General features: G+C 53.5%; 10 protein-coding genes. 8 read left to right on the top strand and 2 right to left on the bottom strand.

What is annotated here, in order from left to right:
* Window positions 1-7: 7 nt before the first annotated feature.
* A complete protein-coding gene (locus AC6I7T_RS16395) occupies window positions 8-2,485 on the bottom strand; it encodes an endonuclease MutS2 (protein ID WP_497788387.1) in 2,478 nt (825 codons plus the stop codon).
* 309 nt (window positions 2,486-2,794) lie between these two features.
* On the opposite strand from AC6I7T_RS16395, the gene AC6I7T_RS16400 reads away from it, so the two are divergent.
* The 7 genes from AC6I7T_RS16400 to sucB all read left to right on the top strand — a co-directional run bounded on the left by AC6I7T_RS16400 (window position 2,795) and on the right by sucB (window position 11,391).
* Window positions 2,795-3,310 (top strand): hypothetical protein, encoded by a 516-nt coding sequence (locus AC6I7T_RS16400; protein WP_497788388.1) that lies wholly within the window; start codon window positions 2,795-2,797, stop codon window positions 3,308-3,310.
* A gap of 212 nt (window positions 3,311-3,522) precedes the next feature.
* Window positions 3,523-4,512, top strand: a complete 990-nt coding sequence (gene hemB, locus AC6I7T_RS16405) for a porphobilinogen synthase (protein ID WP_497788389.1) — start codon at window positions 3,523-3,525, stop codon at window positions 4,510-4,512.
* A 287-nt stretch (window positions 4,513-4,799) separates the two neighbouring features.
* A complete protein-coding gene (gene lpdA / locus AC6I7T_RS16410; RefSeq protein WP_497788390.1) occupies window positions 4,800-6,218 on the top strand; it encodes a dihydrolipoyl dehydrogenase in 1,419 nt (472 codons plus the stop codon).
* Between the two features lie 64 nt (window positions 6,219-6,282).
* Window positions 6,283-7,137 carry a lipoyl(octanoyl) transferase LipB gene (gene lipB, locus AC6I7T_RS16415; RefSeq protein WP_497794614.1) on the top strand — a complete coding sequence of 285 codons (855 nt, stop codon included), beginning with the start codon at window positions 6,283-6,285 and terminating at the stop codon, window positions 7,135-7,137.
* A gap of 157 nt (window positions 7,138-7,294) precedes the next feature.
* Window positions 7,295-8,620: a thiamine pyrophosphate-dependent dehydrogenase E1 component subunit alpha gene (locus AC6I7T_RS16420; RefSeq protein ID WP_497788392.1), complete on the top strand. Its 1,326-nt coding sequence runs from the start codon at window positions 7,295-7,297 to the stop codon at window positions 8,618-8,620.
* Window positions 8,621-8,696: 76 nt separating this feature from the next.
* Window positions 8,697-9,671 carry an alpha-ketoacid dehydrogenase subunit beta gene (locus tag AC6I7T_RS16425; RefSeq protein WP_497788394.1) on the top strand — a complete coding sequence of 325 codons (975 nt, stop codon included), beginning with the start codon at window positions 8,697-8,699 and terminating at the stop codon, window positions 9,669-9,671.
* Window positions 9,672-9,756: 85 nt separating this feature from the next.
* Window positions 9,757-11,391 (top strand): 2-oxoglutarate dehydrogenase, E2 component, dihydrolipoamide succinyltransferase, encoded by a 1,635-nt coding sequence (gene sucB / locus AC6I7T_RS16430; protein WP_497788395.1) that lies wholly within the window; start codon window positions 9,757-9,759, stop codon window positions 11,389-11,391.
* 131 nt (window positions 11,392-11,522) lie between these two features.
* Here sucB and AC6I7T_RS16435 read toward each other — a convergent pair whose 3' ends face one another.
* Window positions 11,523-11,834, bottom strand: coding sequence for a hypothetical protein (locus tag AC6I7T_RS16435; RefSeq protein WP_497788396.1), 312 nt, complete (start codon window positions 11,832-11,834; stop codon window positions 11,523-11,525).
* A gap of 290 nt (window positions 11,835-12,124) precedes the next feature.
* Here AC6I7T_RS16435 and AC6I7T_RS16440 point away from each other — a divergent pair, with 290 nt between their 5' ends.
* Window positions 12,125-15,655, top strand: coding sequence for a TonB-dependent receptor (locus AC6I7T_RS16440; protein ID WP_497788398.1), 3,531 nt, complete (start codon window positions 12,125-12,127; stop codon window positions 15,653-15,655).
* Window positions 15,656-15,763 lie beyond the last annotated feature (108 nt).

The following is a 15,763-nucleotide window of genomic DNA, read 5'->3' on the forward strand; positions in this document are numbered from 1 at the left end:
TGTTCTTTTACAACTTCAATTCGGCAACAGTAACCCCCGCGCCGCCTTCCTGCTGCGGCGGTTCCGTCACGGTTGCTACCTGCGGGTGGTTTCTCAGAAAGTTCCGCAGCTCTCGTCTTAAGATTCCCATTCCGCTCCCGTGCACGATTCGAATTCTGGGCAGTCCTGCTAAAAACGCCCGATCGAGGAATTTTTGTAGCTCGTCGGTTGCTTCGTCGACGGTTCGCCCAATTACGTTCAACTCGGAACGCATGTCCTCATCTGCGTCGGACTGAATCGATACGCCCTTTCCTCTTGCTGCCGCAAGGGGACTCTGCGACGTAGCGGTGGCTTGGGCAGAACGAACTACTTCGGCAATGTCATCGCGAGAGATGCGCATCTTCATCGGCCCAACAGCGACTTCGAAAAACTTATCGTCGATTTCCCGTTGTACAACCCCGGTCTTACCAAACGAGCGGAGCTTTACCGTGTCACCAACACTCACATGACGAACGATGTGAGGTTGTGCATTTACATCGCCCTGGTCGGCCCCGGTTCGATGTGCAACAACTGCGGAGTTGAACTGCTCGCTGAATTCTCTCCTAAGCCTGGAAATACGTCGTTCTGCTTCTTTGGAGAGCTTCTGCTGTGCGGCTCGATCTTCGATTACACGAACAGTTTCTCTGGCCTGATATTCAAAGTCTTTCAAGAGAGAAGTAAGCTTCTGTTCCAGCTCACGAGTCTTGGTTTTCATCTCGGCCAGACCTTCACGTTCCAGGCGGGCTTTTTCTCGTGAGAGTTCGATTTCGCGCTGCTGCGTTTTGCGACGATCCTCGTCGAGTGCTTCCAGTTGCCGGTGCAGCTGGTCAAGAAAGCTGGCTATGTCCTCTACTTGGGAGCTGAGTCTGGAACGAGCTTCCCGTACGATTGCCTGGTTAAGCCCAAGCCGCTCTGCGGTATTGATTCCTGCAGAAGTTCCCGGCACTCCCATACGAAGCTCGTAGGTAGGCACAAGCGTGCGTTCGTCGACCGTGACGGCGGCATTTAGTACCCCGGTAGCTTTGGCAGCATAGACCTTCAGCGAGGTATGGTGAGTCGAGATCAGGCACCAGGAGCGCTTATCGAGGAAGTACTCGGCAATAGCAACAGCTAATGCCGATCCTTCCTCCGGGTCTGTGGCCGAACCTAGCTCATCGAGTAAGACCAGAGTGTTCTCTCCGGCTAAATGCGAGATGCGATCCAGATTCAGAATGTGCGCGGAGAAGGTAGAAAGATTCTGCTCGATTGACTGCGCATCTCCGATATCTGCAAGAAATGCAGTAAAGATCGGGAAAGTAGCAGCATCTGCCGGTACAGGCAAACCGGATTGAGCCATCATGGCGAGCAGTGCCGTAGTCTTCAACGAGACTGTTTTACCGCCCGTGTTGGGCCCACTGATGATTAACTGGCGAGCATCACTTTGAAGAGCCAGCGTGAGGGGAACAACACTCCCCCCGGAAGCTCGTAAGCGCTTTTCCAGCAAGGGATGCCGAGCCTTTTCCAATAAGAGTTCCGGTGCCGATTCCTCGGTGAGAGAAGGACGCACACACTGGAAATCACGGCCAAATCGGGCTCGTGCGACAAAGGTATCTATTTGCGCCAGCACTGCTGCTCCAGCGCGGATTGTGTCGCCGTAACCGGCTATTTGCCGCGTCATGGCCATAAAGATACGGTGGATCTCTGTTTGCTCCTCATCGAGTAAACGAACCAGCTCATTATTTTGCTCGATAGTCTCCAACGGCTCGACATAGACAGTTTGTCCACTGGAGCTGGCTCCATGAACGACACCCTGGATCCTACGTTTCAGCTCCGACTTGATAGGGATAACGAAGCGCTCTCCGCGAATCGTAATCAAGTCTTCCTGGGTGCTGCCGCCTTCGGAGAGTCGGCGCAGCGTTGCTCTCAGGCTTTCTTCTATCAACCGCTGCTGCCGTTCCTGCTCCCGCCTGATTCGTTTGAGCTCCGGTGACGCATCGTCGGCCAGGCTGCCATCCGGAAGGATCTTTTCACGCAGAGAAGAGGCTAACGGGCGCACATCCAGGGCGCTCATCGATGCACTTAATTCAGTCAGTGCGGGGAATTTTCCAATCAAGCGTTCCGGAGGGGCTTGGAGTATGCCTTGCCAGGAGGCAACAGAGTCAATCAGAAAAAGAACTGAGCGTAACTCTTCCGCCTCCAGAGCTGCTCCAGGAATACGAGCCTTATCCAAAAGCAAAGTTGGATCAAAGAGGCCGCCAAGAGGAATGCTTACCTGCGCATTGAGGAATAGCAAGATCTCGTCAATCAGAGCCTGCTGGCTAAGTAGCCAATCACGGTCCTGTGAGGGAGCAAGCTCCAGGATCCATTTCCGTCCAACTGACGAGGCAGAATATCCAGCGACAAGCTCCAGGAGACGGTCCCATTCGAGGACGACCCGGCTTGTTTCGTTTACCACTAAAGGAACAGGCTCTAGTAAAGGGCTAGGCATCGTAATATCCAATATCCACTCGGGCTATGTTACAGCCTGGCGGCGATTTCAGGCCTGAATAGCCGGTAAACTTTGATGGAGGATGCGATTCCTCAGTGTTTATGCGGCTAAGAGCGCAATCGTGTGTTCCACGTGAAACGTTATAACAACTCGCAACAATGCGAAAATGCTGGTCTTTCAGGCCTTGCAGCAACTCTGCTTGAAAAGCAGAATGGCCATTCAATTTGATGGAACTGAGGGATAATTCTTTGCGTAATTGGTGAAGAGCAGCAGGTTATTTCGCAAGATGCTGTTCGCCGGAGGTGCGGTATGTATTGCAGTGCATGCGGTCAACTGAATGTTTCCAATGCAACGATCTGTTCCAGCTGTGGTCGTCCAATGCATTCTGTTGCTCCAGGAGCACCTGCGCCGGTTCCGGCTGCCAGTGATCGTGTGGAGAGACATATCCAGACTGTAGGTATCCTCTGGCTTGTCTATGCCTCATTTGCAGTACTTAGCTGGTTCATCGCGATTCCGTTTATAGCCGGCATCTGGGGAATGGGGCATCATGGATTTCCGATGCATCATGGTTGGCCATTCTCTGCCATGACCTTCCCATGGTTTATCCCCTTGGTGACTGCGTTTGTCTTGCTACGTTCGGGATTGCAAATCCTTACTGGAATTGCTCTGCTTATGCACGTGAGATGGGGACGCATCCTTGCTATTATCGTGGCAATTCTGTCACTGATGAAGATACCCTTTGGGACAGCTCTCGGCATTTATACGCTGTGGGTATTGCTGCCCGGCGATTCCGCTTATGCCTACGACAAACTTGTTACGCGTTAACGAAAGTACGCGCAGGGGTACTTAGAGCATTTCGCTCGCTTCAAATCCTATTCCGCATAGGCTTACTTCAGAGGATTGTTGCTGTATTGAAATGCCCGAGCAGGTGCCCCAGAATAACTGGGCTCAGCTGAAAGTCAGGTAAACCTCACACCCATAACGACTTCCTCTCCGCAGAAAACGTCGCTTCCGGAAACCTACTAGAATCGAGATCTATGGAATTTCCTGTTATCCGGATGCGACGTCTTCGCAGGACTGAAGCTATGCGCTCGCTGGTTCGTGAGACACATCTTCGTCCCGGAGCACTGATTTATCCGCTCTTTCTCTGTCCCGGAGAAGGAGTGCGACGCGAAGTGGGATCCATGCCCGGCGTTTACAATCTGTCGGTCGATGAAGCAGTAAAGGAAGCCGAAGAAGCAGCCAGTTTAGGAATTGGCGGCTTATTGCTCTTTGGCCTGCCGGAAACCAAGGATGAGCAGGCGAGCGGGGCTTACGATCACAACGGAATCGTTCAGCAAGGTCTACGTGCCCTCAAGGCATCTTCCGCTTCCTCGAAACTGGTGCTGATGGCAGATGTCTGCCTCTGTGAATACACCTCCCATGGACATTGCGGAATCGTGAAACAGAATGGTGATTCCTTCGAAATTGAGAATGATTCCAGCGTGAACCTGCTAGCTCGTACGGCAGCCTCTCTAGCCGAGGCTGGAGCAGATATTGTGGCCCCAAGCGACATGATGGATGGCCGGGTAGCTGCTATCCGCGATGAACTCGACGATAAAGGCCTGGAGCAGATTCCGATCCTCTCCTATGCTTCAAAGTTTGCTTCTGCGTTCTACGGACCCTTCCGGGAGGCGGCTGATTCGGCTCCCCAATTTGGTGACCGGCGCAGTTACCAGATGGATGGAGCGAACCTTCGCGAGGCCATGCGTGAGATCGATCTGGATCTGGACGAAGGGGCAGATATGATTCTGATGAAGCCCGCTATGCCTTATCTCGATGTCATCCGGACTGCACGCGAGCGCTATGACGTTCCGATGGGTGCCTACCAGGTTTCGGGCGAGTACTCGATGTTGCAGGCTGCCTTTGCCCGGGGCTGGCTGGAACCTCAGAGAACGATGTTGGAGTCCTTGCTGTCAATCCGGCGTGCAGGCGCGGATTTTATCGTGACCTACTTTGCCAAAGAGGCTGCCAAGGTGCTGGGGTGATATTCCTCACAATTTCCCACATCGTGGCAAAAAACACGAATTTTTTAACCACAGAGTTCGGGGACTCGGGTACCCGGACTCTGAACAGCAGAAGTTACGATTTACCCCGGTTTTTCCAGGGGAAATCGGAGTTTGGGCAGCGTCTTGAAGGCTGGAAAAGAGGCCTTTGAGGTGGTTCATCCTGTGAGACGGGAATGGCTCGTATGAGCATTCTGAAACCTTTGGACGAGTAAACTAATCTTTCGAACGGCCCACATAATGAGCCGACATTTTTTCTGGAGCTTCCCTTGTCAGAAACGATCTTCGATGTAGCAATTATCGGTGGTGGTCCAGCTGGTTACACAGCCGCGATCCGCGCCGGACAGTACGGTCTGAAAGTAGCGCTTATCGAGCGCGAAGATAAATTAGGCGGAACTTGCCTGCACGTAGGCTGTATCCCCACAAAGGCTCTGCTGTTCAATGCGGAGATCTGGGATCACCTGAAACACGCCAAGGATTATGGTATCGAGGGTGTTGGCGAGGTCAAGGTGAACTGGCAGCAGGTACTGGCTCGTAAGAATCAGATCATAGCCAAGCACACCAAGGGCCTGGACTTCTTGATGAAGAAGAACAAGGTCAATGTAATCTCCGGGACAGGAAAGCTGACTGGATCGGCTGCCGCTGGGGTTCACTCGATCGAGGTTACTAAGGGTTCGGAAAAGAGCACAGTCAAGGCCAAGAATGTAGTCCTGGCTACCGGCTCCGATGCAAAGTTGCTGCCCGGGTTGACCGCAGATGACCGCATCCTGACCAACAAAGAGATTCTGGCCATGGCCGATATTCCAAAGTCTTTGGTCGTTATCGGTGCGGGCGCTGTTGGCGTTGAGTTCGGCTCTATCTTCCGCAGCTTTGGAACCGAGGTCACGATTGTTGAATATCTGCCCCGTGTCGTTCCCGTGGAAGATGCCGATATCAGCAAAGAACTGACCCGCTTGTTCAAGAAGCGCGGTATCGATGTCAATACTGGGGCGAAGGTCGAGAAGGTTGAAAAGACCAAGGATGGAGTTAAGGTCACCTTCACCGCCTCTGATGGCAAAACTGTTGAGAAGGAAGCCGAGAAGGTTCTGGTTGCGGTAGGCCGGGCACCCCGGACCGAAAATCTGAATCTCGAAAAGACCAAGGTTCAAACAGAGCGTGGTTTTATCAAGGTTAACGAGTGGATGGAGACCTCTGAGCCCGGCGTATACGCCATCGGCGATGTAGTAGCAGGTCTGCCCCAGTTGGCCCACGTAGGGGCGATGAGCGGCATGGTGGTAGCTGCAAAGCTTGCTGGCAAGTATGCTCGTCCTGTCCTGCGCGACCGCATCCCGGGTTGCACGTACACTGAGCCTCAGATTGGCAGTGTTGGCCTGAGTGAGGCCACAGCCAAGGAGCGGGGATATACGGTCAAGGTCGGCAAATTCCCCTTTAGTGCGAACTCCAAGGCCTCAATCGTGGATTCTCACGACGGTTTTGTGAAGGTTATTGCCGATGCGAAGTATGGCGAGATCCTCGGCGTACACATCATCGGGCCTTCGGCTACAGAGCTGATTGCTGAATCTGTTACCGCTATCGAACTGGAAGCTACCGTTGAGGAGCTGATGTTCACGATTCATGCGCATCCAACGCTGGCTGAGGCTATGCTGGACGGCTTTGGAAGTGTAGAGAACCTGGCTATCAACGTTTAACCTGGATACTGACAGGGTTCCGGCCTCGGCTCTTCGGTACTGAAGAGCGGGGCCTTTGTTTGCAATGTTCAATTACCTCTATCTCGGACGCATCGGCTACACGGAGGCTCTGGAACTGCAGAGCAAGCTGGTTGAATTGCGCCATCAAGAGCGCATCGAGAATACTCTGCTTTTATTGGAGCATCCCCCTGTCCTGACCATGGGACGGAATGCTCACCGCAGCAATATCCTCGCGTCTGACGAATTGCTTACCACGCGAGGAGTCACCGTTTTCGAAACCAACCGGGGTGGAGATGTGACTTACCACGGTCCCGGGCAACTGGTCGGCTATCCGATCTTCGATTTGCGCAGCTTTGTTCCCCGGATGGGGCCCGTTGATTTTGTCCGCCAGATGGAAGAAGTTCTCATCCGTTTTTGTGGCAGCTATCGCGTTCTGACGCAGAGAGTTAAAGGACGCACAGGCGTTTGGACATTGCCTGGCGGTTCAGTTGCAGAGAAGAAGATTGCTGCTATTGGGATACATGTTTCCCGAGGGATTACTTCGCATGGCTTTGCCTTGAACGTCACGACGGATCTTCGTGATTTTCGACTGATTGTGCCCTGCGGAATTCAAGATCGTGATGTAACCAGCCTGGAGCTTGAGGTTTCTGCGGAGACAGCCCTTCCTAGCCTGGAGAGCATCGCTCATGAAGTAGCAAAGCATTTTGGACTGGTATTTGGACAACCGGTTTTGGCTGTTGAGTCGGTCGACAGCTTGCTGAATTCTAAAACCGGGCAAATGCCGCAACAAGCTCCTGAACGCGTTGAGGAGCCAATCAATCCAGTTGTTCCCTCTGGTGTAATGCCTGAGGACACGCCGCTTCGGGTTCCCCCAAACCTGCGTAAGCTGATGGGCAAAGAGGAGACTGAATGGGCATAAGCTTCATTAACCCACAGCATTTTCACTTTCGGTGTAGAGACTAAAGGCGAAACATGGGTAGCCATTCTGTCAGGTGGACAGGCTATACCGAACAGGATTTTCGCTCTCGCTGTAAAGTGAAAATGCTCTAGAGTAGCTCCCCGGAGATTCGTCCGAGATGGCCAGCAAAAAAACTGAGAGCAAACACAAGCCGGGAATGAACGGCAGTAAAAACAATATGGCTTCCCCTAAGCCCAAAGATGCAACGAGTGACGGAAAGGCTAATAGCCTTCCTCCTGCAAAGCTCAACCCCCACGGTATTCCAGACTTCCGGCTGGAGGAGCCTCCCTTTCACATTGAAGAAGAGTGGAAAGAAGGCCATCTCCACTACAAGGTGGTAGGTGATACCTCCGCACCGCCGCCTCCTATGCGGCCGTCTAAGTACCTGACTCCCGAGCAATCTCTCGAAGTCTATCGCTACATGATCGTCAACCGGCGCATGGAAGAGGCGCTGGAGCGCATGTACAAGCAATCGAAGGTGATTGGCGGACTCTACTTGTCTCTAGGCCAGGAGGCTTCATCGATTGCCTCGGCCTATGCTCTCGGAAAAGACGATTGGCTGGCCCCGATGATCCGCAATCAGGGATCGATGATCGTGCGAGGCTTTGCACCTGGCGACACGATGATGCAGTACATGGCCAAAGCTGGTTCCCCTACCCGTGGTCGCGAGTCCGGATCTCATTATGGAGACCACAAAAAATACAACGTCGTTGCTCCGATCTCCCATCTTGGGGATTCGGTCTCTGTTGTAGCCGGCTGTGCACTCGGCGCGCGTCTACAGGGCAAGAATATTGCTTGCCTGGCCTATATCGGTGACGGGGGACAATCTACCGGACCGACCTATGAAGGTTTCAACCTTGCCGCCGTGCAGCGGCTGGGTTTGATTCTGCTTGTTGAACACAACTCCTGGGCCTATTCGACTCCGGTCGAGAAGCAATTCGCCTGTAAGGATCTGGCCGATCGCGCCATCGGCTATGGTGTTCCCGGCGTGATTGTCGACGGAACCGATGCCAATCAGGTTTATGACGCAACGTACGAAGCCGTACAGCGCGCCTATCGTGGAGAAGGGGCTTCATTGATCGAGGCCAAGCAGATGCGTATGAAAGGCCATGCTATGCATGACGCCGCTGGCTACGTTCCCCAGGCAGTGAAGGATTATTGGAAGCAGCGCGATTGTCTTGTGCGCATGAAGCAGTATCTGATCGGCCGCGGCTGGCTATCGGAAGAAGGTAACGCCAAAATCGAAGAAGAAGTTGCAGGTTACATGGAAGCGGAACGCGTCAGGGCGGAAGCCTCGCCAATGCCCGATCCCTCGGATGCAGGGACGGACGTCTATGTGGAGGACAATGTCGAAATTCCTCTCAAGTATGGAGAGGTCAAGGTCTTTCAGGCGAATGCCGAAGTAAAGCTGGGTACCTCCAGTGCTCCGGGGCATTATAAGTAGGCGGCTCCTGCTTTGATGACACAAACGATAGAAAACGTAACAGATACAGATATCTAAGGGTTTTCTTGGAGATTGCATGGCGGCCGTAACGTATTTGGAAGCAATTAGGCAAGGATTGTGGGAAGAGATGGAGCGCGACTCCCGCGTGTTTGTCATGGGAGAGGATGTTGGTATTTACGGAGGAGCTTTCAAAGTAACTGAAGGCTTCGTTCATCGCTTTGGAGCGGAGCGTGTTGTCGATACTCCAATTTCCGAGATGGCAATTGCCAGCGCCTGTTATGGAGCTTCGTTGACCGGATTACGCCCAGTCGGAGAGTTTCAGTTTATGGACTTCATCAGCTCGGCACACTCACAGATTGTGCAGATTCTGGCCAAGTCCAATTACCGCTGGGGAGCACCGGCGCCACTGGTCCTGCGTGGTCCGTCAGGTGGTGGAGTGAGCGGGGGACCATATCATTCGCAAAACCCGGAGATGTTTTATGTACATACCCCGGGACTCAAGGTGATATGCCCGGCGACGGCACGAGATGCCAAGGGATTGATCAAAGCTGCCGTTCGCGATAACAATCCGGTCCTATTCTTTGAGCACAAATTTCTCTATCGCCGCGTGAAGGAGGAACTGCCGGAAGAGGATTATGTTGTTCCGATCGGTAAAGCCCGTATTCATCGCGAAGGAAAGCATGTTTCTGTAATAACCTACGCTGCGACGGTTTATGTGGCCCAGGAGGCTGCGGATATTCTGGCGCAGGAAGGTATTGAACTGGAGATCGTGGATCTGCGTACGTTGCTGCCGCTCGATAAACAGGCAATCGCCGATACTGTAAAGAAAACAAATCGTGTCATCGTCTTGCACGAGGATACGAAGACTGGCGGAATCGCAGGTGAGATTGCCGCCATCATTAATGAAGAAGCTTTCGATTATCTGGATGCTCCGATTGTGCGTATTGCATCGATGGATGCTCCAGTGCCGTTCTCTCCTCCACTGGAAAAGGCGTTTATGCCAAAGGTGGAGGATGTTGTGCGTGAGGCGCGCCGGCTAGTTGCATACTAGTCTGTGCGCTCGCAGCAGGGGTTCGGATTTATAATCCCGCTGCGCAGCTTAGGTTTATGTTTCTTGCAATGTGGAAAGGGAATGCATGCCGACTGACGTAATCATGCCCCAGATGGGCGAATCAATCTTTGAAGGGACCATCACCAAATGGCTGAAGAAGCCGGGGGATAAGGTCGAGCGCGACGAGCCATTATTCGAGATTTCGACAGACAAGGTCGATGCGGAGATTCCGTCTCCGGCGGCTGGTGTTCTTAGCGAAATCAAGGTTTCGGAAGGGGCTACTGTCCAGATCAATACAGTTGTTGCCGTAATCGCCGAAAGCGGTGCCGCCGCCGATGCTCCGGCTCCCGCGGCCCCGGCAGAGACGCCCAAAGCTGCTCCAACAGCATCGGCCCCGGCTCCAGCCGCTCCTGCGCCTTCTGCCGGTGGCGTGGACGTAGTTATGCCGCAGATGGGCGAGTCGATCTTCGAAGGCACTATCACCAAGTGGCTGAAGAAGCCGGGAGATAAGGTCGAGCGCGACGAGCCATTATTCGAGATCTCGACGGATAAGGTCGATGCGGAGATTCCATCTCCCGCGGCTGGCGTTCTCAGCGAAATCAAGGTTCCCGAGGGCACGACAGTTCAGATCAATACCGTTGTTGCGGTTATCGGTGGCGCTGCTGGTGCAGCCGCTCCTGTTGCTGCACCAGCAACTCCTGCTCCTGCTGCGTCTGCTCCGGAAGAGGATGATACCGCAGATGAAGTGGGCAGCGCCGGAACCACGGAACGCTTGCGCTCTTCGCCTCTGGTACGCCGAATCGCCAAGGAGAACAACGTCGATCTTCGCAAGGTTCCCGGCACCGGTGCGGGTGGCCGCATTACTAAGGAAGACATTCTGAGCTATATTGCTTCGCCAGCAGCAAAAGCTCCTGCCTCGGCTGCAGCGGCTCCGGCCACACCTGCACCGGCGGCTACGCCAGCGCCTGCAACAGCAGCTAAGCCGGCTCCCGCTCCAGCAGCACCAGCCCAGCTGCCCGGCGACGTGGTTCCGCTCTCCAAGATGCGGTCAATCATTGCGCAGCGCATGGTGGAGTCCAAACGTGTTAGCCCGCACGTCCACACTGTTTTCAAGGTGGATATGACTCGTATTGTCCGTCTCCGCGAGAAGGAGAAGAACAAATACGAGCAGCGGAATGGCGTAAAGCTAACATTCATGCCCTTCATTGCGACAGCGGCAGTCCACGCACTGCGTAAGTTCCCGGTGGTGAACTCTTCGATGGAAGGTGAAGCGATTCATTATCACCAGAACATCAACATCGGCATTGCCGTGGCTCTGGAATGGGGCTTAATCGTTCCGGTGGTCCGGCAGGCTGAGGAGAAGAGCTTCCTCGGTATTGCGCGTTCTATTGCCGACTTGGCAGAACGTGCTCGTGGCAAGAAGCTGAAACCGGATGAAGTTGGTGGTGGGACCTTTACTTTGACTAACTCCGGTATCTTCGGAGAAGAGTTTGGGACACCGATCATCAATCAGCCGGAATCAGCCATCCTGTGCATCGGAGGCCTGAAGAAAGAGCCTGCTGTGATGACCGATGCCGAGGGCAATGACACGATTGCGATCCGCTATATGCAACACTTCGCTTTAGGTTTCGACCACCGTGTCATTGACGGAGCCGATGCGGGCAAGTTCATGTCCGAGCTCAAGAAGACTCTGGAGAACTGGAGCGGAGATATCGGCTAGCTTCTCTCTGTCTCGTTTCAACTGATTTGCTGACAAAGCCCTCGCTCATGCGGGGGCTTTGTTTTGGAGTTTCTCTTATATGGCAGCGATAAGTAAATGTGCCTCATCCCCCCAGCGCAGGGAGGATGTTCTCAGTTCGAACACAGGATCGTCTGCGCCGTCATTACATCGATACCCTCGATGCTAGTTAGGTCCACGCCACAGATTCTGGTCAATTCGCTTTGCAGATCAAATGGTGGCACGTTCTTGTGTTTCGTGGAGGACTTCTTCTGCCTGACCAGCCGTCTCTCAGCTTGAGCCTCCGGCACGGCTATTTCCATTTCCCGCGTTGGCAAGCTGACCAGCAATTGCTGCAATCGTTGATCGCAGGCAGCTATCTGCCGTTGATAGAAGTCATAGGCTTGACCAGTGGTGCAGCGGAGGCGTAAATTTGCTGTCGCCATGGATACGTGTACATGTTTAGTGTACACGTATCCATTGAGTAAACGTTTCCCAAGAAAAGCGTTGCTGAAAGAGTACTAGGTGCTTGGGAACTATGGAAAATGCAAAGTAAACGTATACCGTAAACCCTGGCGTATCCATGAGAAAGGAAGGAGGACGATGCAGGTGACCATCATTCAATCTTCAAGGTGCCTTCATGGGATGCCCCAGATCTATGAATAAGAAGCTGCGATCAGAAACGGCGGAATACGGTAGGCGCAGAACAACTTCAACTAGAGAAGTGAGGCTCATTGTGAAGAAGTACTTCAGATTATTACTCTGTATACTTCTGCTGCCTGCCAGCTACATGGCAGCACAGGAGTTTACAGGGCGTGTCTCGGATCAATCCGGAGCTGCCGTAGCAAAGGCCACCATCACGGTTCGCAATCTGCAAACAAATGTTCAGGTGGGGACCGAGACCAACAGCACGGGCTCTTACACCGTCCCGTATCTTCAGCCCGGCGAGTATAGCGTAACGGCATCTGCGCCTGGTTTTGCTCCACTTGTGAAGAACAACATCACTTTGGAAGTGGGGAAGACGGGTGTCGTCAACTTCGACTTGAAAGTGGGCGAGGCATCGGCTTCGGTGACCGTGGAAGCAGACGTTACTCTGGATCTGGCGAAGGCCGATCGCGGAGAAGTGATCGAGAATGCCCGTGTGACAGAGCTGCCCTTGAACGGCCGCGATCCGGGTATGTTGGCGCTTCTTAGTGCGGGTGTTGTCTGGGGAAACAGCCAGAGTTATTCGCAGTATCAAAGACCGTTTGACAGTACTGCCACCAGCTTGATGATTAATGGTGGAGGTGCGGGCAACAACGAACTTCTGATGGATGGCATTACCAACGACGCGGGGAACGGTAATTCGGTAAGCGCCTATATTCCTCCCGTTGATTCCGTGCAGGAATTTAAGATCCTCACGAATCCGTATGATGCGCAGTACGGACGCGCGCAGGGTGGCATTATCGACATTGTGCTGAAGTCCGGCACGAACAAATTTCATGGAACTGTCTACGAATTTGCTCGCCGTTCGTGGCTCGATGCGGATACGTGGCAGAATGACTACCTAAACGCGCAGAAGCCCGGGAGCGCCACCAAGGGGCAGCATAAACTAGACCAGCTTGGTGCCGTGCTCAACGGGCCGGTCGTACTCCCGAAGTTCTATAACGGCAGGGACAAAACGTTCTATCAGTTAGGATATGAGAACTGGGATGAAAAGGTTCCCAATACACTCGTTACCTCTGTTCCGGATCCTGCGTGGCTGACTGGCGATTTCAGTAATCTGACCCGTTGGGATGGAGCCAAGTATGCTCCCGTTACAATCTACGACCCCAGCACGATTCACAACGACGGATCGGGAAAACTGGTTCGTAACCCATTCCCCGGCAACAAGATTACCAACTTGAATTCCGTAGCAAAGACTCTTCTTTCGTACTATCCCAAGCCGAACATCACCCCGCTTTCGGGTACCAACCCCTTTGCCGCCAATTACACAACTCCAAACCCGACCACCGATACATATCGCAACGTTCTGGGCAAATTGGACCATAACTTCAGCAGCCAGGACCGGCTCACACTCCGCTTCGGGTACTGGGAGCGCTGGGAAGTTCGCAGCGATAACGGGATGCCCGGCGAAGCAAAACGCGGTGCAGAGCCGTTCGGCCAGCATGGAAGTACCTATTTCACAAACTGGATCCATACGTTTACGCCAACGCTTCTGTTCGATTTCCGCGCAGTCGTCAGTGCTCGCTACAACGGCTGGCATAACGGCCCCTCGGATTTCAATCCAAACTCTCTGGGTTGGACGGGCGTCGGGTTGGGAAATCACTTTCCTGCCTTGGACATCAAAGATTTTGCCGCGCTTGGAAACGGCGGATCGAATATCGATATCGAGAATGTGGCGGCAATTTTCCCCAGCGTTACGTGGATCAAGGGAAAACACACCATCCATGCAGGCATTGATGGCCGTAATCTGCAAAAAGCGATCAAGTCGTCTTCCGATGGCGTATCGCTCTCTGTTGGCCGGGGATGGACCCAATCCGACTATCTTCAAGGTGACCAGAAATCCGGTAACTCGATTGCTTCAATGCTCCTTGGACTGCAGGACTCCGGAAACAACCAGATCAATCCGCAGGCCTACTGGGTTCAGCACTATGCTGCGCCTTTCATCCAGGACGATTGGAAGATCACGAGAAACCTCACCATCAATCTTGGTCTTCGATATGACTATAACGGCCCGCTTTCGGAACGCCATAATCGCCTCAACTACGCGTTTGATACAACCTCTGTCAACCCGATTGACTCCCAGATCGATCACGGTCTGATCCCCGGGGGCGCGGCAATCAAGGGCGGCGTTACCTTTGCCGGCGTTAACGGCAAACCCACCAGCTTCTATGCTCCGGTCAAAACGAATTTTCAGCCGCGCGTAGGCTTTGCGTATGCGCTGAACGATAGGACCGTGGTACGTGGCGGCGCAGGAAAAATGTTCAGGAACCCGGTTCCTGGCGGCAACCAGTACGGATTTTCTTCAACCACACCCTTCGATGCAACCGAAGACGGCGGAAAAACTCCGAAGAACACTTTGACCAATCCCTTCCCCTATGTGGTCCAGCCGACGGGTTCGTCCCTGGGCGCGCTTACCGGACTGGGGCAAGGACCGTGGTTCATTAACCCGAAGTACAAAACACCTGGAATCTGGCAATATTCTTTCAGCATCCAGCGGCAGTTCCTGAAATCGGATACCGTCGAGATCGGATATGTTGGAAGCCGCGCCACCAACCAGGATTCCTCCGACAACATCAATCATTGGGACCCGGCGTATCGTGCGAAGTGCAATATCGAGATGGGCGGAAACCATCACGTATGCGACGACGCCGCTACGGGGTATGTGAAGAATCCTTTCCAGAACATCTCGGCCTTTAATGGCTCCAGCTACTACACTGCATCCACCATCCAGTATGGAAACCTGACCCGGCCCTATTCGGCATTCGGCGATATCACTGAATGGCAACTGAACGACGGAAAAAACTGGTATAACTCCTTGCAAGTTGTCGCGCTGCACAGGTGGGGAAAAGACCTGACGTTGCACGGTACCTGGACCTGGTCGAAGCTGATGAGTTCGGGTGGCTATGCCGACTCGAACTATCGCATCAAGGCCCGTACACTCGACAGCAACGACATGCCACACCGTGTCACGCTTTCCGGCGTGTACAACCTTCCCTTTGGGCGTGGCCGTTTGCTGATGGGCAAGACGAACCGTTTGCTCGACGCTGCTGTGGGTGGCTGGGAAATTGGTTCTTTGTACGTCTTCCAGACAGGTACTCCCTGGGGTGTTCCTGGCGGGCTTGAATATCTGCACAATGCGAAGCTCGACCGCAGCATCGATAGAGGAACAGGTTACATTCGCGGTGTGGCTGCCTGTGTCGCTAGCACGGACAATGAAACCGGTGTGCATACGCCGTACACCAACAACTACACAGGTTCGTGTTCCCAGGCGAACTTCGTTGTTCGTCCGTCCTACGGAGCCGTTCAGAATGTGGTCTACACAGGCATCCGTATTCCGAATCTCCAACAGTTCGACGCCAATTTGGCGAAGAGCTTCGCCCTCATCGAGGATTACAAGCTGCAGTTCCGCCTTGAGGCCTTCAATGTGCTGAATCATCCTCTCTGGCAAGTGGGGTATCAAGGCAATGGCAGCGATCCTAATTTTGGAACCATTCAACGCGGCGCCACCGGACAGAGCAATCTGCCTCGTCAGGTACAAGTCGCTCTCAAACTTGTGTGGTAATGTTTGCTGGATAGATGCTCGCGCCTTGCTGAATGCAAGGCGCGAGCTTTTTGCAATGTGTTTTGTGAAAAGATTTTGCGATCAAGATTCGGTTTAGCGGACGTACTG

This window comes from Humiphilus diazotrophicus (genome assembly GCF_059726315.1).

Coding starts and splice junctions, on each gene's coding strand:
- lipB (WP_497794614.1), top strand. CDS start 6,283: ATGTTCAATTACCTCTATCTCGGACGCATCGGCTACACGGAGGCTCTG.
- AC6I7T_RS16400 (WP_497788388.1), top strand. CDS start 2,795: ATGTATTGCAGTGCATGCGGTCAACTGAATGTTTCCAATGCAACGATC.
- AC6I7T_RS16395 (WP_497788387.1), bottom strand. CDS start 2,485: ATGCCTAGCCCTTTACTAGAGCCTGTTCCTTTAGTGGTAAACGAAACA.
- AC6I7T_RS16425 (WP_497788394.1), top strand. CDS start 8,697: ATGGCGGCCGTAACGTATTTGGAAGCAATTAGGCAAGGATTGTGGGAA.
- AC6I7T_RS16420 (WP_497788392.1), top strand. CDS start 7,295: ATGGCCAGCAAAAAAACTGAGAGCAAACACAAGCCGGGAATGAACGGC.
- AC6I7T_RS16435 (WP_497788396.1), bottom strand. CDS start 11,834: ATGGCGACAGCAAATTTACGCCTCCGCTGCACCACTGGTCAAGCCTAT.
- sucB (WP_497788395.1), top strand. CDS start 9,757: ATGCCGACTGACGTAATCATGCCCCAGATGGGCGAATCAATCTTTGAA.
- hemB (WP_497788389.1), top strand. CDS start 3,523: ATGGAATTTCCTGTTATCCGGATGCGACGTCTTCGCAGGACTGAAGCT.